20 protein-coding genes are annotated in these 26,082 nt (G+C 55.8%); all 20 read right to left on the reverse strand.

The window, feature by feature from the left end; translation table 11 throughout:
- Positions 1-8 precede the first annotated feature (8 nt).
- The gene (locus ACFO1S_RS08395; protein WP_204602804.1) at positions 9-3,794 is read right to left on the reverse strand and encodes an S-layer homology domain-containing protein; all 3,786 of its coding nucleotides are present in this window, start codon (positions 3,792-3,794) and stop codon (positions 9-11) included.
- Between the two features lie 261 nt (positions 3,795-4,055).
- A complete protein-coding gene (locus ACFO1S_RS08400) occupies positions 4,056-5,186 on the reverse strand; it encodes a glycosyltransferase family 4 protein (RefSeq protein ID WP_204602922.1) in 1,131 nt (376 codons plus the stop codon).
- A 127-nt stretch (positions 5,187-5,313) separates the two neighbouring features.
- Positions 5,314-6,084, reverse strand: a complete 771-nt coding sequence (locus tag ACFO1S_RS08405; protein WP_378126590.1) for a WecB/TagA/CpsF family glycosyltransferase — start codon at positions 6,082-6,084, stop codon at positions 5,314-5,316.
- Positions 6,085-6,153: 69 nt separating this feature from the next.
- Positions 6,154-7,263 carry a polysaccharide pyruvyl transferase CsaB gene (gene csaB, locus ACFO1S_RS08410; protein ID WP_378126662.1) on the reverse strand — a complete coding sequence of 370 codons (1,110 nt, stop codon included), beginning with the start codon at positions 7,261-7,263 and terminating at the stop codon, positions 6,154-6,156.
- 614 nt (positions 7,264-7,877) lie between these two features.
- Positions 7,878-9,950, reverse strand: a complete 2,073-nt coding sequence (locus ACFO1S_RS08415; RefSeq protein WP_204602803.1) for a DUF5693 family protein — start codon at positions 9,948-9,950, stop codon at positions 7,878-7,880.
- A 22-nt stretch (positions 9,951-9,972) separates the two neighbouring features.
- A complete protein-coding gene (locus tag ACFO1S_RS08420; protein WP_204602802.1) occupies positions 9,973-11,676 on the reverse strand; it encodes a phospho-sugar mutase in 1,704 nt (567 codons plus the stop codon).
- Positions 11,677-11,693: 17 nt separating this feature from the next.
- On the reverse strand, positions 11,694-12,131 hold the full coding sequence (gene fabZ / locus ACFO1S_RS08425; RefSeq protein ID WP_204602801.1) for a 3-hydroxyacyl-ACP dehydratase FabZ: 438 nt from the start codon (positions 12,129-12,131) through the stop codon (positions 11,694-11,696).
- Between the two features lie 177 nt (positions 12,132-12,308).
- A complete protein-coding gene (locus ACFO1S_RS08430) occupies positions 12,309-12,818 on the reverse strand; it encodes a CDP-alcohol phosphatidyltransferase family protein (RefSeq protein ID WP_204602800.1) in 510 nt (169 codons plus the stop codon).
- A gap of 121 nt (positions 12,819-12,939) precedes the next feature.
- Complete coding sequence (locus ACFO1S_RS08435; protein ID WP_378126593.1) at positions 12,940-13,170, reverse strand: DNA-directed RNA polymerase subunit beta; 231 nt, start codon at positions 13,168-13,170, stop codon at positions 12,940-12,942.
- A 68-nt stretch (positions 13,171-13,238) separates the two neighbouring features.
- Positions 13,239-14,081 carry a flagellar hook-basal body protein gene (locus tag ACFO1S_RS08440; RefSeq protein ID WP_204602799.1) on the reverse strand — a complete coding sequence of 281 codons (843 nt, stop codon included), beginning with the start codon at positions 14,079-14,081 and terminating at the stop codon, positions 13,239-13,241.
- A 25-nt stretch (positions 14,082-14,106) separates the two neighbouring features.
- Positions 14,107-14,973: a flagellar hook-basal body protein gene (locus ACFO1S_RS08445; RefSeq protein ID WP_204602798.1), complete on the reverse strand. Its 867-nt coding sequence runs from the start codon at positions 14,971-14,973 to the stop codon at positions 14,107-14,109.
- Between the two features lie 99 nt (positions 14,974-15,072).
- The gene (mreB, locus tag ACFO1S_RS08450; RefSeq protein ID WP_378126596.1) at positions 15,073-16,071 is read right to left on the reverse strand and encodes a rod shape-determining protein MreB; all 999 of its coding nucleotides are present in this window, start codon (positions 16,069-16,071) and stop codon (positions 15,073-15,075) included.
- A gap of 104 nt (positions 16,072-16,175) precedes the next feature.
- Positions 16,176-16,463 (reverse strand): sporulation transcriptional regulator SpoIIID, encoded by a 288-nt coding sequence (spoIIID, locus tag ACFO1S_RS08455; RefSeq protein ID WP_204602797.1) that lies wholly within the window; start codon positions 16,461-16,463, stop codon positions 16,176-16,178.
- A gap of 203 nt (positions 16,464-16,666) precedes the next feature.
- Complete coding sequence (locus tag ACFO1S_RS08460; protein WP_204602796.1) at positions 16,667-17,800, reverse strand: HD-GYP domain-containing protein; 1,134 nt, start codon at positions 17,798-17,800, stop codon at positions 16,667-16,669.
- A gap of 218 nt (positions 17,801-18,018) precedes the next feature.
- Positions 18,019-18,750, reverse strand: coding sequence for a peptidoglycan DD-metalloendopeptidase family protein (locus ACFO1S_RS08465; protein WP_204602795.1), 732 nt, complete (start codon positions 18,748-18,750; stop codon positions 18,019-18,021).
- 93 nt (positions 18,751-18,843) lie between these two features.
- Entirely contained in the window at positions 18,844-19,743 is a 900-nt protein-coding gene (spoIID, locus tag ACFO1S_RS08470) for a stage II sporulation protein D (RefSeq protein ID WP_204602794.1), read from the reverse strand.
- Positions 19,744-20,268: 525 nt separating this feature from the next.
- Positions 20,269-21,651 (reverse strand): UDP-N-acetylglucosamine 1-carboxyvinyltransferase, encoded by a 1,383-nt coding sequence (murA, locus tag ACFO1S_RS08475; RefSeq protein WP_204602793.1) that lies wholly within the window; start codon positions 21,649-21,651, stop codon positions 20,269-20,271.
- Positions 21,652-21,881: 230 nt separating this feature from the next.
- Positions 21,882-22,142, reverse strand: coding sequence for a DUF1146 domain-containing protein (locus ACFO1S_RS08480; RefSeq protein WP_204602792.1), 261 nt, complete (start codon positions 22,140-22,142; stop codon positions 21,882-21,884).
- A 55-nt stretch (positions 22,143-22,197) separates the two neighbouring features.
- The gene (locus ACFO1S_RS08485) at positions 22,198-24,318 is read right to left on the reverse strand and encodes a S8 family serine peptidase (protein WP_204602791.1); all 2,121 of its coding nucleotides are present in this window, start codon (positions 24,316-24,318) and stop codon (positions 22,198-22,200) included.
- Between the two features lie 224 nt (positions 24,319-24,542).
- Complete coding sequence (locus tag ACFO1S_RS08490; protein ID WP_204602790.1) at positions 24,543-26,081, reverse strand: NADH-quinone oxidoreductase subunit N; 1,539 nt, start codon at positions 26,079-26,081, stop codon at positions 24,543-24,545.
- Position 26,082: the final 1 nt, after the last annotated feature.

Below are 26,082 nucleotides of genomic sequence, written 5' to 3' on the forward strand. Positions count from 1 at the left end.
GATCGTTTTTATAGCTTTTTAAGCTTCTTCATAATCCGTTCCACAATGACGGCCGCATCGGCTCTCGTCAGGTTGGATTCCGGCTCGAACCGATAGCTCAGCTTGGCTCCCGGAATGTTGTTCGGCACTCCCGAGATATAGCCGGCCTTTTGAATGGCAAGAACGGAGCTCGCAGAGTAAATGCTGATCGTGTTGGCATCCGTGAACAGCTTCTGAAGAGCTTCCCTGTCCTTCTCCATGTCGGCTGTCGTCTTCACCAGGTTCAGCGCTCTGGCGATCATGACCGACGCTTCTTCGCGCGTCAGCGTGTCGTTCGGCCAGAACAGCCTTGGGGATCTGCCGCGAACGAAGCCTTTCTTCACCGCCGTTTCAATATAGCGGTAATTCCACAAGGCATCCGGGAAATCGATCGGAATAACATCGTCGAACGTCATGTTGTTCGGATCGTACTCCAACGGAATATCCAGCATCTTCACGAGAACCTGAGCGAATTCTCCGCGCGTAATGTTGTCGTAGACGCCGAATGCATTGTTATCTTTGTTAAGCATAATTCCGCGCGAGAACATCGTTTCCAGTGCCAGACGCGCGTAGCTGTGTCCGCCGATGTCGCTGAAGCTGTAACGCAGCGACATAACCGCGTAGTAGCCGAAGCCGTCGAACGAGCCGGTGACGGTTTTCTTCTTGGTGTCGACCGTGCCGCCGACGTTCACCCAGCCTTGCGAGGTATAGCGCCATACGCTCAGGTTCTTCGCGATGGCGTCCACGATGTTCGAATCGTACTTAATCGTGATTTTGCCTCGCTGGGAAGGCTCAAGCCATTTGTCCGGATAGAAGGAGCGAATGTAGAAAATGTCGTCTCCGTTGTCCGTCGTGGCGTACGGGTGCATCGCGTCAATCAGCTGGTAATCGTTCACGAGGCCGGTTCCCTTGAAATAACCCGAATCGACCCAGAATAAATTCGAAGCGAACGTAAAGTTTGTTTTCGGAATCAAGCGATCTGTCGCTTCCGCTCTTACAGGCACGTCTTGGAGAATGCCGTCCTGCGGATTTCCGTCCAGATCCTCTTCTCCAACCGCGTTGTAACGCTTCACCGTTCTGCCGTCCGCACGGTCGGCGATCCCGAAGTACAGCTCCTGCGCGTCGAACAGATTAATCGTCTTGACGTCTTGCCCAGGGTTGCGATTCGCCTGTCTCAAGAACGTATTTTTCGGGAATGTCAGTCCCAGCTCCCCTTTGAACAACGAGATTTTACCCGATGTCGGCAGCTTGGACTTGTACTGGGCCGTAATCGAATTGTCCGCCGCGTAGTTTACGACGAAGGAGCCGTTGATCTTCTGGGTGCCCTGCAGCACCGTGAATTTCACCGTGTTCTTCCCGGCTTTCAAATCTTTGAGCTCGTATCTGAAAATATCGCCGTTGCCTTTAACCATTGCGTTCTTGCCGATCGTCACCGATGTCGCGCCCTCGGCTTTAATGCTGACCTTCAGGAAGTTCGAATTAATGACGCTCTCGTTCGGCAATTGCGGAGACAGCACCAGGAACGGAGACAAATCACGGATGATCGTGTATGTCTCGGAGACCGATACTGTTCCCTTGCGAACGATAATCGTAATATTCGTCGAGCCCGATTGCGGAAGCTTCACTTCCGACAGACGCATTTTGAACTTGAATTGGGAATCTGTGTATGAAGTCACGGCCCTGTTATTAACCGGATCCTCAATATAAAGCTTGATCGTGTCGCTCGCTTCCGCATCGGCCGTATCCATCGTTCCTTGATTAGCGCCCGTATCGACAACGGAGGCGGTCGCGACCTTTTTGCCGTCCACCTGAATTTCCATGCTGGTCAACGCTTCGACATCGAACAGAAGGTCGAGCGACTTCTCCGTCGTCGTATACTGCTTGTCGCCCGTTGGAGCGAACTTAACGTCTACGTCGTTAAACTTCCGCTTGATGTCGGACAGATTCGTATCCAGGGAAGGCTCGATCACGAAAGGCACAGGGCGAATCGTCTTGATCGCCGGATTGTCTTTCGAGAAGAAATAAATCGTAAAGTTCGTCGACACCGGAACTCCGTTCGCAATACCTTCGAAGATCAGTTCGTTGGCTCCAGGCAACAGCAGAAGCGGAACAGGAGGAGATATACCCTCTCCGATGCGCGAATCAAACGTAAAATCCCCTGGCTTATACGTCCCGGTTGCTGTCGCAGGAGTATAAATCTGGCCTACGCCCGACGTGTTAATCTGATACTTCTTACCGTTTAATTTCATGGTTACAGTATTCAATTCCGCAGGATCAGCAAGGTTAAAGTTGATTACTTTCCCCTCAATGACAGGCAATGCATTGGTTTCCAGCACCTGACCGTTGTAAATGCTGCTTAATTGAATGGAAGGCGCAGGCACGAAGGAGATCGTGCGAACGATGCTGTCCGTGTAGCTTCCCGCAGTTACCGTGAAGGTCAGCTCGACGGCGCCGGTTGGCATTTTGTTGATGACGATGGCCGGTTTGCCGATTCCCGCGCTGTGCAGCGCATAGTTGAAATCCGCTGCCGGTACGGCGATTCCGTTCTGCTTCGCGGTGACCGTGGTGCTGATGCCCGTAGGGTTCGCAACGTCCAGAATCAACCAAAGCGGAACGATGCTGACCGTCGAGTTGTTCGGGAAAGAAGCCGATGAGCCATAAGTGATCGGATTACCCGTCGCCGTTACGTCGTAGGCTTGTCTAATGTCCGTGATGTAAGGCGAGTTCGCATCGCGATACGTAAAAGGAATAAGGAAAAACGGCGCGCCGCTGACGCTGGTATCCGAGACTTTGATGTTGTACTTTCCGTTCGGCAAGCCAGAGAGGCTAAGCGATCCGCTGGTTATAGGATAAGTGGTCAGGTCTCCGGTGGTCACCACGTCCGCCGCGTTATAGGTCGCAGCGCTGGACACAGCAGGAGACAGCGGTGCGCCGGTTTCATCCACCAATTCCACGTTAAACACAGGAGGAAGAGGCGTTGCAGCCGTATCGGTCTTCAAGATCACCTTGGCGCTGATTGCGCCGTTCGGCGCCGCGCTGAATGTCGGGTTCCCGTCAAGCGCCGTGGTGTCCCACTTTACGTCATAAGCCGTCAGCGATCCGTTAAAGTAAACCAAATAACGGGTCAGCTCGTACGTCTTGGTTCCGTTTCTCGCAAGAATGACCAATTTATTATATCCGCGTTTCAGACCCAAATTATTCAAGAGGAAAGTGGAGCCGGAGCCTCCGAACATTTCCACCCCGTTAATCGTAACGTTCGTGGCGTTCGGCGCATTCACGGAGATCGCTTCGTTCGCGCGCGAAGTGACGAGCGGCGCGGTGGAAGACAAGGATCTTCCGTCCGTAAGCTTGATCTCGGAGATTACCGGAACATTGGAGAAATTAACATAAGCTTCACCGGATACGGCATTGCCGACCTGGTTCACCCCGCGAACCGTAATCCGGTTCAAGCCCTCATAGATGGTAACCGCCGCAAAGCGGAACGAGTTGCCCCCCGTGATGATCGCTTGCGTCGAACTGTTGGACGCTTCGACCACTTGTCCGTTTACGATTTTCTCGATGCGATAGGACAAGGAGGTTACGGAGTTGAAGGTACCCGCGATCTCGACCTGATTGGAGTTGACCTCCGTCGGCGAGGTTTGAGAGGTACTGAAATCCCTGAACGTAAAATAAATCGGATCTGCTGCCTTCGAATTAGAGGGAGCTATAGGCAGCATCGATACAACCAGGGCTGCTATGAGCAACCACTGCATGATGCGATGATAATTAGCTTTCACTTTGATAAGTCCTCCTTGTTGAGCCTAGTTCGCTTGCGATTGGCGTTGGTTGTATCCAGCGACTTGCCTTTAACCGTTTCACCGCCCCATCCTCTTTGCTCTGATAGCTGACTAAACATTCCGTATAGGTGTTATCGGTCTCAATGAAGCGAAAGTTTAGCCATTCTGCGGGTTTTCGTCGCAAAATAAGCCTCAAGACGCAACAAAGCCTCGAAATGCATCGCTGCACCCCGAGGCGGTTGGTCGATATTCGGTCTGATTTTATTTCCCGCGCGAATCCGTCTGTGGCTTCATTCGAAGTCTCGCCAGGAAGTCTAGCACCGGGCGGCGGGTTTTGTCCACGATCCCGATAAGCTCCGCGCCGATCTGAAGGAGGAACACCAGCGCGCATATGACGATAAACGTAATCCAGTTGCCCAGCCCCGTATTCGAGACAGAGGACTGAATGACCGCGCACGTACCGAAGAAAGCGGCGATCGCGTAGATGATAAGGACAGTCTTGCGGTGGCTGAAGCCCAATTGCTGCAGACAGTGATGCAGATGTCCCTTGTCCGCTTCGAAGATCGGCTTCTTCTGTATCCAGCGGCGAACGATGGCGAAGAACGTGTCGGACAACGGAACCCCGATAATTAACAGCGGAGTGACGAACGACAGAATCGTAATCTGCTTGAATCCGAGCATCGACAGGGTTGCTAACGCGAAGCCGAGGAATAGCGCCCCGGAGTCGCCCATGAAGATTTTGGCCGGATGGAAGTTAAAGAATAGGAACCCGCCAATGCTGCCCAGCAGCAAGGAAGCGAGCAGAATAACCGCCTCGTTGCTCATGACGATCCCCATCACGAGAATCGTGGCAATTGCGATGCCGGACACCCCGGCAGCGAGGCCGTCCAGTCCGTCGATCAGGTTGATGGCGTTCGTCACCCCTACGATCCAGAGGATCGTAAGCGCGATACTGAGCCATTCGCCAAGCGGCTGCATAGCCGAACCGAACGGAATGTTCAGCAGATTGATCTTGACGCCGAAGCCGAATACGACAATACAAGCGGCGCCGATCTGCACGAGCAGCTTCAGCTTCGCATTGAGGTCATACTTGTCGTCAAGCGCCCCTAGCAGAACGATCAACGTTCCGCCGACCAGCAGCGCGCTGATCAGATTGCGATCATACGAGCTTAGAAGCCCTTCGGGCACCCAAGGCATAATAATCAGCAAGCTGATCGTAAATGCCGCGTAAATCCCTACGCCTCCCAGACGAGGCATTGTTCTTGTATGAACTTTGCGTTGGTTAGGCACATCGATCGCGCCTACCTTGTACGCCAATTTTTTAACGAGCGGTGTTAATACGAGCGCCAATACCATTGCCGCAATGAATGAAATGAGTCCAATACCTAGCATCCAACCAGACACCATTCACAACTCCCCTTTTTTCTGTACCGGAATGAATTATACTCCCGTCAGCAGAAATTCAACAAGGTGAACTTTCCGTCGTTTTCAGCCGTTTTCGTCATTTACGGGAATTATTTCAGGACGGATTGTTGTGTTTCAAGACTTTATCTCCGTCTTTGATCACTTTGAGCGCGAATTGAGGCAAAACAAGCATTCTCTTGAACCTCGTCGGCTCTTGCAGCAAGCGATACAGCCATTCCAGGCCCGCCTTGCGGAAAAAGGCCGGAGCGCGCTTAAGCTTGCCGGATACGACATCGAAGCTGCCCCCCACTCCCATGACCACAGGCACTTCGAGAACGGCGTGATACTTCTCGATCCATGGCTCCTGGTTCATTGTCGAGCGAGCGACGAACAACAGATCCGGATTGGCCTCGCGAATGGCGGCAACGACCTGCTCATCCTCTTTATCCGTAAAGTACCCATCCCGGAAACCGACGAAACGCACGCCCGGGTATTGCAGCTTCAGCTTTTCGTGCGCGGCTTCGATCACCTCCGGCGAAGCGCCCAGCAGGTACGCGCTCCATCCCCGGCGTTCGCCTTCCCTTAACAGCTCGTGCATCAGGTCGAAGCCGGCCACTCGCTCTTGGACAGGCTGCTTAAGCCTTCTTGCCGCCCAGACGACACCCGTGCCGTCGGGCACCACGAGATCGGCGGTGGACAGCGTGTGGTGAAAGGAAGGGTTGTCCAATCCGACCATCAGCATAATCGGGTTGCCGGTAATTACCCGGTGCGGACGCCGCTCCTCGACGGCCTCTGCCAGGTAGTTCACCGTTTCTTGCATATTCATCTTAGAAAAGGATACGCCGTATAAGGAAACCGTCGAATACGGCTTCGGTTTGGAATTCACTCGGTCACTCTCCAGCTTGTTCAGGTTGTTGCGCCTCGTAACCAGATCGAGGTTTCACGGCAGCCTATATTAAATACGAATGAAGTCGATGATTTGTTTCGCCGGCTTCGCAGCTTCTTCGCGCAAACGGGCAATCGCTCCCCCGCAAGCTTCATGCCAGGCATCAGGACGGCGCAAAATCTCCTCGGCCCGCTGCGCGGCGCTATCCGCATCGAGCGCATCGGTCGTCCCGATCGCACGCTGGTCCAGTCGATGGAGAAACTGATCGATCTTGGGGTCGTAGGATACTCCCAAGAGAGGAACATCCCGATTCGCCGCATAGATCAGCGAATGCAGGCGCATTCCGATGAGCAGCGCGCATCGGCCGACCTCCCGCAGCATCCGCTGCGGGTCATCGTGCGCCGGGGCCAGCTCCAGCTTCTGCTCCGCATAAGCCCCGGAGCGCACGAGCCGTTCCATCACGTAGCGCGACGCGTCCTCGTCCGCGCCGCGATGGAACGGCAGGAAGCGCAGCCGGACATCCATCCGTCCGGCCAGCGCTTCAAGCGCCGCTGCCACGCGGTCCATGTCCGCGCGGTCGCTGCGCCAGAACCGGACGGATACGCCCACCAAGGGCGGCTTATCCGTCCCTGCGGCTGCATCCGCAGCCTCGTCCGCCGCGTCTCCGGGCGGCAAGCCCATCACCGGATCGGGCACGACGGCAATGCTTGTCGGAGGAACTCCATAGCGGCCGAGCATCGCCGCCGACTCTTCATCGCGTACCGAGACGTACGCCGATTTCTTAAAGGCGCTGGCGATGAACGGCCGGAATATTTTCCGGTTCACCGGTCCGATGCCCTGCGCGTATACGAACGTCGGCTTGCCGCTCCAGCGCGCCAACGACATCATTCCCAGATAATAGGGAATCGAGCCCAGTCCGGTCGCATCCTGCAGCAGGCTGCCGCCGCCGCTGATCAGCCCGTCGCTTTTCTTCAAGGCTTGCCTGATTTCTCCCAGCCTCGTGCGGTGCACGGCCTCTACGCCATACTGCCGCTTCGTCCACTCCGGATCTCCCGACAGCACAATCGGCTCCACCCGGACCCCCGCTTCGTCCGCCGCTTCCTTAAGCGCCGTCAGAATGCTCTTGAGCACGGCCTCGTCGCCACTGTTTCGAAAGCCGTAGTAGCCGGACAAAACCAGCCTGTACGTCTTCCTTGCGTCCCCTGTCCCTTTGCCTGCAAGCTGTCCGATCGTTCTCCGCCCCCGTCTTTGCCATCTCTATCTGAATTGTAGGATGCGTCATTTGACGGTTTCCTACATCTCTTATTCCAAATTTGACTTCGCGCCCATTTGCATTCGTCGCAATTTACCGCCCAACAGTAACGTACACCATATCCAGGCTTCATTGCCATAATAAAAATTTCATTTTTCTCTTTGTATCGACGGGCACAGACTACATGCAGGCCCATCTCCGCCGAAGCCCTGGCAGCCATACGATATAGGTTGAACCCATGAACGGGCATTCCGTTTCATTCCGAACGGGATGATAAAATGTTCATAAGGCGGAAACCCAAAGCATTCTTTTTCTCCATTGCTATTTCCCAACCTCCAAGCCCAAACGCCTTCGGCGCTCTGCTGTCGAAGAGCGTGAAACCTATATCCTCTGCATCGTGAACAAAATCCCCCGCGCTTCTTGTCGTGCCAACGAGGGGGACTCATTCGACTTCCGATTCTTTACCTTAGAGCCTTAGCCTGAAGCTCGGCTGCACCTATGACCGCATGCAGGAGCCTCGCGCCGCAGCCAACGCTCCGGTCTAACGCGGCTGACCCGTCAAGCCCAGACGCTTGAGCCACTTTAAGCCGACGCGCTCAACGAGCTGCCAGACCGCAATTGCGACCGCACCGACGATCAAGCCGATGACCAGCCCTAACACTACGCGGATCAATGACAGCAAGAGCGGCGTATGAATATGGGCAAATGTATCGACCATGGACAGCTGCGCGACCGTGCCCGCAATAAGCAGAACCATGCCCCAGCGATAACGCAGCGCCAGGAAGATTCCCGCGAAGAACAACGGATGCCCGAACATGAACTCCTTGATCCTCGGCCGAACTCCGAACGTATTTTCCATCAACGAGCGGAACTGGAGCTCGATTCCCGTAACCTGTCCGCCGTTGCCCGTTCTGGACAAGTAATAGTAGCCGACAGCGCCCAGCAAGCCCACTCCGACGATCCAGAGAACCGTCAACGGCATCGCAAGGATTTTCCTCGCGTTCTCGATCACCGTGTTGCCCGAGCCGTACAGGAACACGTACAGCGCCACAAGTCCAAGCGGCAGCAGATGGAGCATGCTAACGCCGCGGAACTGCTGCAGCACCAGGCTGTACGAAATATGGTTCAGCATGGCGACGACTAGAGGCACCGCCGCAAGCGACAACACCGTCGTCCGAACGAACAACAGCAATGCTCCGCTTAGCCGACGAATCGCCGACATGGCTTGTTCGCCCGCGCCCTCTCTCACCGCACGGATGCGCTTGATCAGCAGCACGACGGAGGCGGTAGGCGCGGCAATCGCCGCGAATAGAGCCAAAGCTTGCACCATCAGCGTCGAGCTCAGGACGTACAGCCCCGCCCCTCCGATGCCGCCGACGACGAGCACCGGCAGCAGCAGCGACGGCAGATACAAGCCGACCGTCAGGGCAACCAGCACGATGGCGGCCAACATCGCCAAGCCGCGCAGGATTTGCTCCGAAGGCGCTTTATGCACCTCGAAAGCCTTCGGCGAGCCGACCTCAAAGCCGAAATCCTTCAATTGCTGCACGACTCCGGCGCTAACCTGGTTTCCATCCTCGTCTTCCTCGCCTTGCAGCACATCGACGATGTTGTTCATCGGATGCGTCACTTGGCCTTTCGTCGAATCCCGCGCGGATACGGCATTCAGATACAGCAGCCGAATGTTGCGGTCCTTAACGGCCAGCACCAGCCGATCCTCCAGCACCGGCTTCTTGATGACCGTCATCTCGGCCTCGCCGACGGAGTGCGCGCGAATCGCATCGTATTTCAGCAGATTGGCCAGCTTGGACATCCCTTTTTGCGGAATTCTCAAGTTTTCGAAGATCGCCACTCCGATTCCGTGCTGCTTGAGCAAGCCGGCGAAGCGTTGGACGCCTTTGGCTTTGACGCCGTCTCCGTAGCCCGTGACCGCTTCCCCGTCGAACAGCACCCGATCAATGCCTTGATCCTGGTAGGATTGCAGCCATTTGTCCACTTCCTTCGCATCGAAAGGCTCGAAGCGATCAGACAATCTCGGGAATACGAGGAAACCCGCTTCTCTCAAGTCCTTGATCGCAATCGGATTCGGCTGCATAGGACGAAGAATGGCATCATCGTACCCCATTCCGAGACGCAAGCCCGTTTGGCCCTTCACGGACCAGCTCGTCACTTCCGCTCCATGATGACGGAACGCCCATTCAATCAGAGGACGCAGAGTCGTCTCATGCTCCGGCCGATTAAAGACGACATAGGTGCCGTTATCGTCCGGAGGCGACACTCGATCTTCCAGAAGCGCGGCCTGCGTGGCGTTATAGACGTTCACCTCTCCCGCCCAGGACAGCTCCTCCAAGGTGCTTTCGAACACGACCATACCGTTCACGCCCGCGTCCTTCAGCCGTTGGATCTGCTCTTGCGCAAAAAGCTGCGGATCGACCTGCGTGCTCGACACCTGCAGCAAATCGCGATAGTCCATCACGATAGCGACTTGATCGGCGGTCGTCTCCGTCTGGATTCTGGCGTATACGACGGGCAACGATGCCACAACGCCCAGCAGCACAACCCACCAGAGCCATTTCGCCAATTTCGTATTCCATGTATTCAACCACTGCGGCACAACGGTCACTCCTTCGTTTCTTCTAGGCCAGCGAATCCACGCGTGCCATAACTGCGTCTACGAGCGTCTTCAAGGCGGCGGAGGCTTCATCCAGCCCTTGACCGCGCACTGCGAAATAAATTTTGATCTTCGGCTCCGTCCCCGAAGGGCGCAAGCAGAACCACGAGCCGTCCTCAAGCAGATACTTCAGCACATTCTCGGCAGGCAGACCGCTTAACCCCTTCGCGTAATCCAGCGCCTCCTTAACGGCGATGCCGGCGATAGCCGCGGGCGGACGAGCTCGCCAATCGTTCATGATGGCCGCGATTTTCTCCACGCCGTCCTTGCCTTTAAGCGTGCGCGACTCCAGCTTCTCCAGATAGGTTCCGTGCTTGGCGTACAGCTCCAGAAGCACTTCATAGAGCGTCTTCCCTTGCGACTTGTAATACGCCGCCGCTTCGCAGATCAAGAGAGAGGCCACGACCGCATCCTTGTCCCGAGCGTAAGTTCCGGTCAAATAGCCATAGCTTTCCTCGTAACCAAACAGAAAATCGTGCGAGCCGGTCGCTTCGAACCGGGTCATCAGCTCGCCGATGTACTTGAAGCCGGTCAGCGTACTGAACACCTGACAGCCATAGGAGGCTGCGATATCCGCACCCATCTCGCTCGTGACGATCGTCTTCACGACTGCGCCGTTCGCCGGCAGCTTGCCCTGAGCTTGCAGATTCGAGAGCAAATAATGAACCATAAGCGCGCCGGACTGATTGCCCGACAGCACGACGAATTCGCCTTTGTCGTTCTTCACGACTGCCCCCATGCGATCGCAATCGGGGTCCGTGCCGATAATGATGTCCGCTTCGACCTCGCCTGCAAGCTCGACCGCCAGCGTGAACGCCTCCTGCTCCTCCGGGTTCGGAGATTTGACAGTCGGAAACATGCCGTCAGGCTGCTCCTGCTCCTTGACGACGCTCACCTTCGCAAATCCGGCTTGCGCAAGCACGCGCTGAATGGGAACGTTGCCCGCGCCGTGCAGCGGCGTGAATACAATGCCAAGGTTCGCGCCTGCGGCTCCCTTGATCTGATCAGGTTGGACGACCTGCGCCGCTACCGCATCGACGAATCGCTGATCCTCGGCATCGCCCAGCCAGACAAGCAGCCCTTGCGCTTCCGCCTCTTGCTGCGTCAGTCTTTTTACCTGATCGAAGGACTCGACAAGCCGAATCTGCTGAATGACCTGTTCCGCTTGATGCGGCACCAGTTGGCCTCCGTCCGCTCCATATACCTTATACCCGTTGTATTCCGGTGGATTGTGGCTTGCCGTAACCACGATGCCGCCCGTCGCCTTAAGATCGCGAACGGCGAACGACAGCTGCGGAGTCGGCCTCAAGGAAGGAAACAAATAGGTCTTGATCCCGTTTGCCGCCAGCACGCAAGCCGCCTCCAGAGCATACACATCCGAATTGCGTCTGGAGTCGTGCGCGATAACAACGGCGGGTGAAGCCGATTCGCCAAGCAGAAAATGAGCGAAGCCTTGCGTCGCCTTCCCGACCACGTAGCGGTTCATCCGGTTCGTGCCTGCGCCCATGACTCCGCGCAAGCCTCCGGTGCCGAACTCCAGCTCGCGATAGAAGCGATCCTCTATGTCGCGCTCCTGGCCCGCGATTCCTCTTAGCTCCTCTTTCGTCTGCGCGTCTATATTAGGATCGTTAAGCCAACCTTCATACAGGCTTTGCGGATTTACGCTCATTACTGTTCCTCCCTTTCCTAACCTTTGGACGGATCCGACAGCGCGAACATCAGCTCGCCCTCGGCGACGACCTTGTCGCCTACCCGAGCGACTCCGCGGCCTTTGCCGATCGGCCCTTTAAGACGTGTAACCTCCAGCTCCAGCGTCAGCGTATCTCCCGGCTTTACTTGCTCGCGGAACCTGAAGCCGTCGATGCCCGCGAAGAAGCCCAGCTTGCCCCTGTTCTCTTCCAAAGCCAGCATCGCTGCCGTTCCCACCTGGGCAAGCGCCTCGACAATAAGCACGCCGGGCATTACCGGATATCCCGGAAAATGACCGACGAAATGCGGCTCGTTCATCGTCACGTTCTTGACGCCGACGGCGCGTTTGCCCGGTTCAAGCTCCAGAATCCGGTCAACAAGCAGAAAAGGCGGGCGATGCGGAATTAACTCCTGAATTTGTACGATATCCAACATGAGAGATTCCTCCTACGATTTAGGTTGCCCGGCGAATAAGCCTATCGCGCGAAGCGAATAATACGGCCATCCCCAGGCGAGCTGCAGCAGCTTGGGTTGATATAAGAGAGTCCGCCGCCGGCTATTCGGCGGCGAGCTCTTTTGTGCTGCACGCGGGCAGCCTTTCCCAGACCTAAGCTAAGCTACGCTGTTGATCCTTTTGAACTTCATGAAATAAATAACCGATGTCAAGAAAGATAAAGCAATTCCGAGCCACAGCACCGCCACTCCGCCCGGCTGTTCAAGAAGCATAAGCGTAATCGCCAGATAATAGATCACCGTCGTCGCTTTGCCGAACGCATTGGCTTGCACCGTCTTAAGTCCTCGGAAATAAAAAATCGCCGAGCCTATAATCATGACCAACTCCCGGAAGGCCATGACGATAAACGCGACCAGCGGGAGCACGCTCTTGATCAGAAGCGCCAGAACGACAGCCAGCATCATCAGCTTGTCCGCAAGCGGATCAAGCATACTGCCCGTGACGGTAACTTGCCCGCTGCGCCGGGCGATATAACCGTCCAGATAATCCGTGAATCCGGCAAGCAGCAGCGTAAGCAGAGATGCGATCACATAGTCGTTAAAATACAAAAGCAAAAATACGGGGATCAGCACAAAGCGGGACATTGTCAGCAGATTAGGCACATTCATTCCCCGTCTTCCCCCGTTTCTCTAAAGTTCCCCATCATTATAACGCTCACCCCTACAAATGAAAACTCCCCGACCAGAAGCCGGGGAGTTGCCGTCCCGGTTGCAAGTTGCAGGCCAGGCTTCAGCCCTCCGCGAACACGAGATCATACATATGCTTCCATGTTTTGAGATCGAACACTTCCGACACGGGTCTGTCCCCTAGAACGGAAAAACCGATCGCAAGCCCGACAATTAATGCCGCGATGCACAAAACCGGTATAATCAACAATTTGACGCTCATCCAAACGATACGGGCGAGAATTCTTCCGGAGGAAGGTCTGCTGTTGCCGTTTGGACGGGAAGGTGCTGTCATGAAAACTTCGTCTCCTTCGACGAGCAACGGCGCGGATACCGGATCTGGTCCTATATCCGCTTCGCGCTTTAAGCGCGCAGGTTGTTCGCCATCCCCATCATTTGCTCGCTGGAGGAAAGCGCCCTTGCGCTTAATTGGTACGCGCGTTGCACGATCATTAAATCGCTCATCTCATCGGTCAGATTCACGTTGGACTGCTCCACGAAACCTTGGCGAACCGCCACGCCGGATTCTCCTGCGGGCAGCAGCGCGATATCCCGGACGACATTATCCGGGTTGATATTCGCGGCAATTCCGAACAGGTTGTCCGCCACGGCCTGCAGCAGCTCCGAGTTGGTCACCTGAACCAGCTTAAGTCGGCCTAACGCAATGGGCTCTACGCCTTCGCCGCCGTTGCCGATCAGAGTGCCGTCCTCTGCGATGCTAAGCTCGTAGCCTTGAGGAACGCGGATGAAATCCTCTCCATTAGCCGTGCTGGCGACAACCCGTTGACCGGAATTCGTCACCAGAATTCGATCGCCGTTCCCATCCGGAATCAATTGGAACGGGCCATGTCGCGTGAAAGCCCGGGCGCTGCCGATATTATCGTCTACGCGCACCTCGAACAGGCCATTGCCCTCGATCGCCACATCCGTCGGGTTATCCGTCTGCTGCAAGACGCCCTGGGACATGTCGGTCTGTATAGAAACCAGCCTCGCCCCCCAGCCTTGCGTAAATCCGAGCGGCGTGCGCCTGCCCGGCTGGCTGAAGTCGTTCAGTTGAGAATTGACGCTCGTCAGAATATCCTCGAACACGGCGGTCTTGCGCTTGTAGCCTACCGTATTGGAGTTGGCGAAATTGTCTGCCAGCATGTCCAGCTTTTGCTGAAGGGCGCCCATGGAGACGGACGCAGTAATCATAGAGTTATTCACTTAGGAGTTCCTCCCGTGGCTTCGCTTATACTCTTCCGATTTCGTTGACTGCCTTGTCCAATGTACGGTCGTAGGTCTGAATAACCTTCTGGTTAGCCTCATATGCCTTCAGGGCGGCCATCAGCTCGATTGCCGCTTGGGCGGTATCCACGTTGGACCTCTCCAGGAAGCCCTGCCGAACCTCAACCCGCTCTCCGGCTCCGATCTGCTGAATGCCTCCCGCGTCTCCGGCATAGCGGAAGCGGCCGTCGCCTTCGCGGATCAGCATGTTGGGGTTGTCCACTCTCATTATACGAAGCTGGGGATTCCCGTCCAATGGCTGTCCGGTATTGCCGTATACGAGCCTTCCTTCCGCCGTCACGCTGATTTCGTCCCAGGGTACGTCAAGCCGGATGGGTTGTCCGTTGGTTCCGACTATACTGAGCCCGTCCGACGTAATCAAGGTTCCGTCCGGCGCCGTTTTGAAGCTGCCGTCGCGCGTATAGCGCTCCTCGCCGGCTGCGTTCTCGATGGCGAAGAAAGCCTGCGGCTGGTAGGTCACTTCGCCGTTCTCGTCGACGAACTTGCCGGAAGCGTCGAACGTCGTTCCGTCCACGATGATATCGGACACAAGCGCCAGATCCTGCTTGCGGAACGTTTCCCGCATGTCTCCCTGAACCATGTTCAGCAGGTTCTCTTCCGCGAATACGCCCGTGCTTAGCTTGCCCACGCTGCCTTGAGACGGATTGGGTCCGCCCATCGCATAGATCAGCATATCGGGAAACGTGCGATTGACCGCGTTGTTCCCTTTGAAGCCCGGCGTATTGATGTTGGCGATGTTGTTCGTCACGATATCATGACGACGTTGCTGCGCGAGCATGCCGGATGCAGCTGTGTATAACCCTCTTAACATGGAGCCGTCCTCCTTGTGTCCGCTTGATCTGCCTATCGGAAGAACGCTTGCAGGCTGCGCCCTCTTCGGAGGGCGCCCCTGTATCCCGTTCTCATGCGCTTACCCCAGCTTGCGGGTCATTTTGTCCAGATGGTCAAGCATAATTCCGGTTCCTTTAACGACGCAATGCATCGGGTTCTCCGCGATCAGCACCGGCACCTTGATCTCGTCCGCGAGGAGCGCGTCCAGACCGTCCAGCAAAGCGCCTCCGCCCGTGAGGATTACCCCGCGGTCGATAATGTCCGCAGACAGCTCCGGCGGCGTGCGCTCCAGGACGGACTTGGCCGAAGCTACGATGGACATGATCGGCTCCCATAGCGCTTCCCTTACCTCGTCCGAATGAATCGTAACCGTAAGCGGAAGGCCCGTGACCATGTCCCTGCCCCGAATATCCATCTCTTCCCGGCGGCCGCCCATGTAGACGGTTCCGATCTTGATCTTGATGTCTTCGCTCGTACGTTCGCCGATGAGCAGCTTGTATTTGTTCTTTATGTATCTCATAATCGCGGAATCGAACTTGTCCCCCGCGACCTTAAGAGAAGAGGCGGTTACGACGTCGCCCATGGATAGAACGGCGACATCCGTCGTACCTCCGCCTATATCGACTACCATATTCCCGCTAGGCTGGAAGATGTCCATGCCCGCGCCGATCGCGGCTGCTTTCGCTTCTTCTTCGAGGAACACTTCTTTCGCGCCGCTTCTCTCGGCCGCCTCGCGAATCGCTTTCTGCTCCACTGACGTAATATTGGTAGGCGCGCAGATCAGAATACGCGGCCTGCTGTACCAATTCTTTCCTCCTACGCGCTGGATGAAAGCCTTCAGCATCATATCCGTCACTTCAAAGTCGGCAATAACGCCGTCCCGAAGCGGACGAATCGCAATAATATTGCCCGGAGTACGCCCGACCATCCGATGGGCTTCCTCTCCCACCGCAAGCACCCTGCGGGTGTCGCTCTCAATCGCTACTACGGAAGGCTCGTCAAGCACGACTCCCCTGCCCTTCACGTGAATGGATACGTTCGCCGTACCCAGATCGATGCCAATGTCTTTGCTAAACATGCGTCTATTATCCCTCGCCAAAGTGGATTGTCTGTTATCGTAATTGTATAATATTCGGCGCCCGGGCGGCAAATCCTTCTTTTTATTCGACATCCTTAGCAAAATTATGCTTTTCCGGCTGTCATAACCTCCCGTTTCTTGATGGTCGTCTTCTTGTATTTGATTTTGGTCGCTTCCCCTCCCCTCAGGTGCCGGATCGACTTATGGTACTCAAGGATGTGCTTGACCTGGTCCGCCAGATCGGGGTTGATCTCCGGCAGCCGCTCCGTCAGGTCTTTATGCACCGTGCTCTTGGAGACGCCGAATTCCTTGGCAATCGTACGAACCGTATTGCGCGTCTCCACAATGCAGCGGCCAATCTTAATGGTGCGTTCCTTGATGTAATCGTGCACGCTCCCGCCTCCCTGCTGAAATAGATTGGTACAGTATATGAGGGGCGCGGTCACTTATTCTAGATTGCCAAGCCTGACGAGCCGGGAAAGTCCCTTTTATGACGTGAAATATAGGTCTGACGGGCATCCAAGTGCATCTTTAGCCCTAGAAAAAAAGCCGAAAGGGACATTTCCCTTTCGGCTTTTGGACAGGTAGGCCCGGTTTATTTGTCGGCTTTTCCCACGATCACGACATTCGCGTGCTGTTGCAGCTCCATCGTATAAGGTATGATGACGTCCTTTCCGCCCGCTTCCCGATACACCTGAACCAAAGGGCGCTGGATCGGACGACCGGCCGTCTCCATCACGGTAGCCGATTGCCCGTTGCTCAGCAGCACCCTCGTCGAAATCGGGTAGATCACGACATGACTCAAAAAAGACTTGATCAGCTCCCAGTCAAAATCATAATTTCCGGAAGCGAACAAATACTCGATTGCCTCCGCGGGCTCATAGGCATTCCGATGATGGCGGGGCGACCCCAGAGCGCTGTAGACATCGGCTATCGCCACCATCTGGGCGAACTCTGGGATACTCTCGTTCGTCATACCCAGCGGGTAGCCCGAGCCTCGATATCGCTCGTGATGGAGCAGGGCGCATTGGGCCGAGGCCATCGGAACCTCCTTGAGCCCCTTCAGCACGCGATAGCCTTCGTTCGTATGCTGGCGCAGAATCGCCAGCTCTTGCGCGGTCAGCTCCCGGTTCACCTTCGTGAAATCGATAGGCAGACGGGTCATTCCGATATCGGAAAACAAAGCCCCGAGCGCCAGCTCGTACAGCTTGGACTTATCGAAGCTGCGGGCATTGCCCAGAATACTCGTGCATAGAGTAACGTTCAGCGCATGCTCGAACAGCTGCCGATCGGCGAGCATCAGCACCCCGAGCTCTTCGGCCAGCGCCGGCTGCAGAGTGATCTCCAGCAAAATATCGCGGAACACCTGACGGAAATTCGCTTCGGGAAACGGCAAGGCGATCTGCTCGAACATCATGCTCCTGCCCACGAAATCGCCGACAAGGCCGATCGCATCCCTGCGGGATTTCTCGTCGTTCTTCATCGCGTCGATATCCGGGCGCAACCAGGAGTCGGTCGGCAACGAGCGCTTCTTGCCTGAAGTCTCTCCCATGGCATGCGACGCAACACTCGTAAGATGTACATGCTTGATCTTAAGAGATTTAAGCCGCGCAATATATTGATCGGTCAATACGGTGCCAGCCTCCAGCATAATCATGCCGCTATGGTTCAGCACGGACTTCTCCAGCACATCCCCCGACTGCAGCTCCGCAATTCCTACGATCCTCATCGCCCCGGCCCCTTTATAGATCTCGTCGCACATCCGCTTGCTATTGAGAAATTATGACATATCCCCCCGTTTCTTGTCGAGATGACAGATGCAACGTTTTATTTAGGCGAAGTCCTATCGAAGTCCTGTCATGGAAATTGGTTGCGCCGAAGCCGCCTTATGCAAAAGCAGGGCAAGGCGGGAATTCCCGCCTTGCCCTGCTTCGGTCATCTTGCCGCTTACTTCTCGCTCTTGATCAGCGAGTTCGGATTGACGGATACGCCGTTGTTGCGGACCTCGAAGTGTACGTGAGCGCCTTCGTTGGGCTCCAGCTCGCTTTGTCCGGCAGCCGCAATCGCGTCCCCTTGCTCAACTTCGTCGCCGACTTGCACCTTCAGATCGGTCAAGCTTTGATAGACCGTAACCAAGCCGTTAGGATGCTCGATTTGCACCTCGTAACCGTTGGTCGGCGTTTGCCCCGCTACCGTTACCTTGCCGCTCAGCGCGGCAAGCACATCGAACGATTCCGCGTCCTTGCGGGCCAGATCGGTTGCCATGTGCGGCATGAACGTGTTCTGGAACTCCACCATTGCCGCCTCGCGGTCTTCTACGGATGCCGCAGCGTCGTAGAAAGGAACGATCGTCGTCATCTCTTCGATCTTGCTCACCGGCCAGCGAAGCGCTTCTCCGTTGGCGAGCACAGGCGTTGCTTCCGGACTGGCTTGTCCGCTTGCGACGGCCTCGCTCTCGACTCCCGCTTGCCCGGGGATAGCCTGATCCTTTGGATCGTTCCCCGAGTTAAGCCAGAGAATCGTTACGATAATTGCTGCGGCGGCCATGTACGCTGCAGGAAATACCCAGCGCTTGGAAAGGAATTTTTTCCATCCTGTAGGCCTGACAGCGGAAGACGTGCCCGCAATCGACTTGTGGGAATCTTCGATTTTGCGTGGCGTTTTGTTTCCTTCATTCATGATTATCATCACCTCAGTAAGCCATTCTTACCAGGTGACGGGGTTTTATACCTGTTTACTTTGAAAGATTACCATTTTTGTCCTTCTACCGGGCTATAGTCGATTTTCCGCCCGTTTCGCAAGCTTAGAAACTTGCTCGATGCTAACCCCTTTATAATAGTATTTCAAAATCTGCCGGGAATCCTTGCCCGCTCTAGCCATCCCCTCCGCCCCCCACTGGCTCATGCCTACGCCGTGCCCGCTACCATAGACCGTTATCTGAATGCTGTCGCCTTCCTTGCGCCATTCGAAAGAAGCCGAGCGCAAGCCTAGCCTTCGTCGCGCCTCTACTCCGCTGAGCTTTCGATCCCCCGCCAGCAACGTCTTTACCCTGCGGCCCTGCGTCCACTCCAGCACTCGGGGACTCTGTCTCTCTCCCTCGCGCTTCCCGACCGTTTGCGCCTCAATTCCCAGCTTGGCATAGAAATCCGCAAGCTTCATCTTGATTGTCTCTTTCGCTCGCGGAGAATCTACTTTATCCCATGGACTGGCTACGGAGCGCAGATAGGGCAACCGCGTCGAGAACGCTTCCTCGGAGTTTTCCGTATAGCCGTTGCTTGTCGAGAAGAACAGGGCCTGGATCGGCTCCCCTTCATATACGAGAATTTCTCCGGCCGTTTTCTCCGCCGCCTCCTTCGTCTTGCGCCATCCCTCTGCGTCGTCTAGCTTTAATCGCTTCATCTCTTGCAGGGAACGATAGACTTGATGCGCCTCGGTATCCGTCACGTCCGCACCCTTCGGCGCCCCTGCATGATCGTTCATCCACAGCCTTCGAACCGCGAAGGTTCGGGCCGCTACGGCTTGCGCTTCCAGCGCGGCCGGCTGGAAAGCCGACGGCATCTCCGCCGCCACAACCCCCTCGACATAAGCCTCCAACGGAACCTTCTCGATCTCCCCTGTCTCGGATAAGTATACTTTAATGCTCGGCTGCGTATAGGCGGGAGCCTCTTCCATACCGGGTTCGCCCTGCGGCTCCCGAGCCGTTCGTCTCCCGGTCCCCGCGTCCTGGCTCTGCCCCTCTGCTCTTTCCGTCCTTGGAGGGGCTTTCCGGGACGCGTCCTCTCCGGGATGAATCCCGATCCATAGTATAACTGCAATGATTGCTCCGCAAGCGAATGCACCGCCAACGACACGCCGGGAATGCCTGTTTGTCCTCTTCTTTTCTTGCGTCCGTTCAATGCCGCACCCCCGCCTCGCTCCTTCATCCCTGCCCTACACCGTAAGCGTGGATCGCTGTTGTCTACCGACTTGTCTCTCTTTGCCTCCGATGCTTTCAAAATATGCGAGATTGCGAAAAGGTAGAACCCGCACCGAGCATGCGATGCGAACATGAGTTGAAATAACGGACAAAGCCCTCGCAACAAAAATCCCCAAGCCGATGGCTTGGGGATGATTCTTCAATAATGGACTAAGTATGAGAACGCGTAACTCCTTATGTTCCGGCCGAACTGCCGAGACATGCTGCAAACGCGCCATTCCTTATGCCAGCGTAGGCTGAATGTTGCGAATTACGACTTCCGGCGCTGACGCGCGTTGCTCCAGCTGCTGCATAAGAATATCGGGCTGCAAGGAAGCCTGCTCCGATTCCGCAAGCACTTCTTCCGGCGATGGCGCACGGTAGATGTCCGCGCCCAACGCAGCCAGCTTGTTGACGATATTCACATATCCTCGTTCAATGTGGTGAATGCCGCTGACTTCCGTGTTTCCGTCCGCAACCAATGCCGCACAGATCAAGGCCGCTCCCGCACGCAAATCCGTCGCGCTCACGTTGGCTCCGGAAAGCTTCGTGCCGCCGGTTACGATGGCCGTGCGCCCGTCGACTTTAATCTCGGCGCCCATTTTAATCAGCTCATCGACGTGCATGAACCGATTCTCGAACACGGTTTCCGTCACGATACTGGTTCCGTCGGCCACAAGCAGCAGCGTCATCATCTGCGCCTGCATATCCGTCGGAAAGCCGGGGTAAGGCAAAGTTTTCACATCAACGGCGCGAATCGGCCCGTTCGACTTGACCCGAATGCCGTTCTCGTCGCAATCCACGCAGACTCCCATCTCTTCCAGCTTGGCGACAATCGGACCCAGATGATCCCGAATGGCCCCTTCCACGTATACGTCTCCGCCCGTAATGGCGGCGGCGACCATGTAGGTTCCCGCTTCGACGCGGTCGGGTATAACCTGGTGCTCCGCGCTAGTTAGTCTTTCCACGCCTTCAATGCGAATGATGCCGGTTCCCGCTCCGCGGACTTTGGCTCCCATTGCGTTCAGGAAGTTCGCCAAATCCACGATTTCCGGTTCTTTCGCGGCATTCTCTATAATGGTCGTACCCAACGCGGTCGTCGCAGCCATCATGATGTTTTCCGTGGCGCCGACGCTCGCGATGTCGAGATATATTCTCGCCCCGCGTAATTTGCCTTCAACCTTCGCCTCTATGGAGCCTTGGCCGAAGCCGATCTCCGCTCCCATAGCCTCGAAGCCTTTAAGATGCTGATCGATTGGACGCGTCCCGATTGCACAACCCCCGGGAAGCGAGATTTTGACTTGGCCTACGCGAGCAAGCAAAGGTCCCATCACCAAGAACGAGGCCCTCATCTTCCTCACGAGCTCATAAGGCGCCTCCCACGAAGCGAGAGACTCTGCGTTCAGATGGACACTTCCGTCTTGATGCTGCGCGTAAACCCCCAAAGCCGCGAGCACTTGAAGGATATTTTTGACATCGTCCAATGCAGGAACGTCATGGATGACGCTTGATCCTTCTTCCGCCAGAAGTGAGGCGGCCAGGATCGGAAGGACGGAATTTTTTGCGCCGTGCACGCGAACTGTTCCCGATAGGGTACGTCCGCCGCGGACGATGATTTTGCTCATGGGTGGTTCCCTCCGCGAGTTATAGAATCATTCCGAAGCACTGGCAATAATAACCGTCTCCGAAAAACCCAAATTTTATCATACCACTAGGCGCATCACTGACACAAGCGGCATTTTCTGGGACAAACCGCCTTGTTTCGACGCCAATCGCCTCCATTTCCAGCAATCCCAATGGTTTTTATATTATTACCCATTCTGCTCAACTCGGCACATTTTTTTTGCAAAAAAATCTAACCGCTGCCAAATAGCCATCTTAGTGTGCCGACCCATGACCAATAATCGAGAACAAAGCGCGCTACGATATGCCCCAACCCCACCGAAAGGAGCAGTTGAAGCACCCTCGCCCGCGGCCCTCTCGGGTCCCGGGTGATTTTATCCCATTTGATCTCCTGGAGAACTATCCAGGCGACAACAACGCATCCCAAGGTAACGAATATGGAGAAAAGACCGTTCCATCCCGCCACTTGATACAAGCCTGCCTCACTGCCCATCTTGAAGCTTCCCTCCGATCAACCGACAAGTCGATTTGCTTCCTGCGCCTGACTGTTAGTCCTGTACCGCCTGAAGCTTAAGTCCGTAATATTGATTGCGATTGTAGCTGTCAGCCGTAACCTTGACGTAATACGTTCCGGCTTCCAGAACCGATTCTCCGAGCAACGTCTTCTGTCCGTCGCCGTTCGTCCATTTCTCCAAAGTTTGCAGCTTCTTGTTTCGTAATTCGGCGTTTAATTGCATCTGATGTGGGATATGTCCGACAGTAAGTCGTACGGTCGTTTTCCGCGTCAACGTAAAGCGATACCAGTCCTGATCCTTGCTGGTCTGGATCAGACTGTTATAAACCTTGTCGAACGTCAGCGGAGTCGAGGTCAACGGACTGTCGTTCGGCTCATAGAAATCCTCTTTAACCGTAATGTATTCCAAAGAGGCGGCATATGTCCCGATTACGGCTTCAGGATTCGAAGATACCGCGTTGGAAATCCGAATATAATACTTGCCCGCCCTTGCGTTATTCCAAGTCCAATATTCGCTGCCCCCGTCTCCCCGTTCATCGACGATGATTTCCGTTCCTCCGGCAGGCTGGATGCGAATCTCGGGATCGATTCTCGTTGTATCTGGCGTTACGGACAGCTTTAGGATTCCCGCCTTGGGCAGATTAACCACAAACCAATCCACGTCTCCGCGCCGGTGAAAATTTCCGGTCCACTGCTGGCTGCGAGCCGGGAGCGTGCTCGCCGACGCCGCTGTATCGTTAGGCTCGCGGGCATCGGGATTCATGGTAAAGCTCGACACAAGACGATAGGAAGACGGCGTTGAGGAGGCTGCTTGCTCAGGCTTCCTCACCTGCAGCCAGTTACGCCCCTTCTTCACCGGCCAGCGCATCAATATCCCTTCCGGATTGCCCGAAGACGGGCGGGGCTCAATCCGTCCTTCTGCTCCATATAGCTCGAATCGAGCTTTGTCTCCCGATAAGCTGAAGACCCCGTCATATTTGGCATCGAATGCGTACCAGTCGATCGTATTCGTCCCGCTCCAGTCGCCTACGACTTCTTTCCCTACGGGGAATTCGCTGGCCTTTTCCTTCGTATCGTTGGGCTCTCGCCAATTGATTCGCTCATTGACCTGAAGCGCTTTGGCCGCCGATAGCAGTCCGTAGCCCGTATTCGCATTCCAGCGCTTGCTGCCGGACGGTTGAGCCGTTCTTCGCAGCGCCTCCCGAATTTGCACCGGCTTCCAATTTGGATGGGCGGCCTTGAGCATAGCGGCTACCGCCGCAGCTTGAGGAGCGGCCATGGAGGTGCCCACCATTTCGATGCCTCCGCCGCCGGCCTCCAGCGTCCGAACCTTCCACGCTGCACCGATATCGTTTTCCGGCCCTGCCGTCGACGAAGCCACCGTCCTTTTGCCATCCATCCCCGCTACGGAGAGCACGGTGGGATAAGCGGCGGGGTACTGTACAGCCGCGGTTTTGCCGAACACGGCCGCGTCATTGCCGCTTGCCGCAACCAGCAAGACGCCTTGGCTCTCCGCATAGGCGACAGCTTCCCGCAGCCCTGGCGCATCGCGCCTCAAGCCCAGCGACAGGACGATAATATCGGCGCCCTGGTTGACCGCGTATCGAATGCCTTGCGTCAGTTTATCCTCATTGCCCTCTCCGTTCTCGTCCAGAGCTTTGATCGGCAACAATTTGCCCTTCCATCTTCCTTCCGCAGGAGAAGACTCTCCGGCCTTGGCCACCGCGACGATAATTCCCGCCACTGCGGTTCCGTGACCATTGTCGTCCTGAGCGGAGCGGCGTTCGTTCACCAGATTTTTGCCGGTCATCAAATAGGGCTTTAGTTCCGGGTGCTGATAATCGACGCCTGTGTCGACAATAGCAATCATGGAGGTCACGTCCTGATCCAACAGCGCCCAGGCCTCCGGAATCTCGATTGTTTTCAGATATTCGGGCAGGGACGGAGCGATAGAAGCGGCCGGCTCTGCAGCTGCGCCGAATGCCTGACCGTGAATCGCTTGTCCTTTGTTGTCAATGCGTTGAGGCTCGGCGTCTGCGGAGTCGGCGAACGAGAGCAGAAGAGTCGTGCTGCACAGGATGGCCCCTAACGAAGCAAGCAGGCTTCGTTTGCCCGTTTGCAGAAGGAGATTTCTTATGCGACCTTCCTTAATCATCCGCAATCCCGCCTTCAATCCTCTTTTTTGTTCAGCGCCCGCTTATGTATTTCGATTTTCGACACCGCAATCCCTCTTTTACAGGGGAAAATCGGGTCTATGGTCGCAATTTGTCGCACTTGTTCGAATGCCCTTCCATGGTCCGCATTCACGCAAAAAGAGCCGCCGGTTCCATGATTCCCCAGCGGCCCTCCGCAATACAAAGTATAGCCTTGCTTGGCTGATCAGCCTCCCAGAATGAGAAGATCGACCGGAATGGTAATAACGCTGTTGATCCACTCCAGAATCGGCATCGGGAAAAAACCAAGCGCGAGAGTCGCGGCCGTGCAGATCCATATCGAGATCGCAGCGGGCATGGGCAGCTTAAGAGCCGCGTCCGTATGGCCGCTTCTCATGTACATCTGGCGAATGAACTTGAAGTACACGGCATATGAAACGATCGTAGTCACCAGCAAGACCGCGCCTAACCAATAGGTATAAGTCTGAACTGTGCCGAACAGGATGAACAGCTTCCCGAAAAATCCGCCCGTCACCGGCAAGCCGGCCAAGGAGCAAAGCAGCACCGTCATTGCTGCCGCCGTCCAAGGCGCCCTATGGTACAAGCCTGCGAAGCCGGCGATCGTATCATTGCCCGTATCCCGCATTACGATCATCAACACCGTAAAGGCGCCAATGTTCATGAATGCATAGGCAACCAAATAGTAAATGAATTCAGAGAACAGGGAAGCATGCAATTCGGTCAGATCGATGGCTAACGGAACGAGCAGAATCCCCGCATTGGCTACGCCGGACAACGCAAGCAGACGCTTGACGTTCCGCTGGGCGAATGCTCCTGCCGTTCCCACAATCATCGCCGCCGCCGCAAGCACAGCCAGTGCGAGAAACACATCCTGCTTCACGAAAACGCCGGACGCGGTTGTGAAGAACGCCGTGTTCATGAATATCCGATACAGCATCGCGAATGCGGCTCCCTTGGCGACAACCGCCAGAAATGCCGTAACCGGCGTCGGCGCCCCTTGGTAGACATCCGCCGCCCAGGCATGGAAAGGAGCGAGCGCAAGCTTCACGGCGAAGCCGGCGATCATCAGGAAGAAGCTGATATAGAGCATGGCCTCCATGCTTTCCATAGCGTCTGCCAGCCCGCGCTGGATATGGGAAACGTTCGTTCCTCCAGTAGCGCCGTAGAGGAACGACATTCCATACAGAATGAAGGCAGAGGCCACTCCCCCGACGACCAGGTACTTGAACGCCGCCTCGCCGGAGATTCTGCTGCTTTTGCGAACGGCCACAAGCACATACGAGGTAATGCTCAGCAATTCCAGACCGATGAACAGCGTAATCAAATCTCCTGAGGAGGACATGACCATTGCGCCCAGAACCGCCGGGAGCACAAGATAATAGAGCTCTCCTTTAATCGGCACATCCTTTTCCTTAACGGAGCCAAGCGAAGAGAATACGATAAAGGCCGATGCGCCAAGGAACACAAGCTTGAGCAGATTGCCGAAGTCATCGATTCTGTAGCTTCCCGCCAGAAGAGCAAAGTAGCCTTCTGCGCTCTTATCCTGAACATCGTTCATTAACCATACGACGAATCCGGCCGCGCAGAGCAAGCCGACAAGCGTCAGCCAGCCGATGATGTCCCGATTTGTTTTACGGGGGAGGAACAGATCCAGCAGCGCGAGCAGCACGGCGAAGCCTGACAGAATAAGCTCAGGGGCCAGATACCATGCATCGCTCCACGTCAACGTCTGCGTAAATACCATG

Origin of the sequence: Cohnella boryungensis, from assembly GCF_042651945.1 — a bacterium.
Lineage (GTDB): Bacteria > Bacillota > Bacilli > Paenibacillales > Paenibacillaceae > Cohnella > Cohnella boryungensis.